General features: G+C 63.6%; 1 protein-coding gene. It reads left to right on the top strand.

From position 1 onward, the window contains the following. Nucleotides 1–708: ABC transporter permease (locus MJ783_RS01150; RefSeq protein ID WP_239308023.1), on the top strand; the 708-nt coding region annotated here is incomplete at both ends.

Raw genomic sequence — 708 nt, forward strand, 5'->3', positions numbered from 1 at the left:
CCGGGTGGGAGCTGCTGCCCCGCTGGGGTGTTGTCGACCGGGTGTTCCTACCGCCATTCTCGGAAGTGATCAAAGAATGGTGGGTGCTGTTCAACAGCGGTGACCTCTGGGCGCACACCCAGGCCAGCCTGCAACGCACCGGGGCTGGTTTCGCACTCGCCGTCGCGATCGCGCTGCCGCTGGGCCTGCTGATCGGTTGGTTCCGGACGGTGGCGGAGGTCCTGAGCCCATTGCTGGAACTGTTCCGCAACACCGCGGCGCTCGCCCTCCTACCGGTGTTCGTGCTGATTCTCGGCCTGGGCGAGGCATCAAAGATCGGAATTGTCACCTACGCCTGCGTCTGGCCGATCCTGTTGAACACCATCAGTGGTGTCCAAAATGTCGACCCGCTATTGATCAAGTCTGCGCGGTCGATGGGCCTGTCGTCACCGCGGCTGTTCCAGAAGGTCATCCTTCCCGCCGCCGTGCCGACGGTCTTCACCGGCATCCGCCTCGCCGGGTCCTTCGCGATCGTGGTGCTGATAGCCGCTGAGCTGGTCGGCGCCAAGGCCGGGCTCGGCTATCTGATCAATTATGCGCAGTCCAACTTCGCCATCGAGGAGATGTACGCCGGGATCATCACGATCTCCGTGATCGGGCTCGGCATCAACCACCTGCTCCTAGCCGTTGAACGGCGGTTGTCACGCTGGCGAGTCACGCCTGACGCCT

The organism is Protofrankia sp. Cj3 (genome assembly GCF_917627355.1).
Taxonomy (GTDB): domain Bacteria; phylum Actinomycetota; class Actinomycetes; order Frankiales; family Frankiaceae; genus Protofrankia.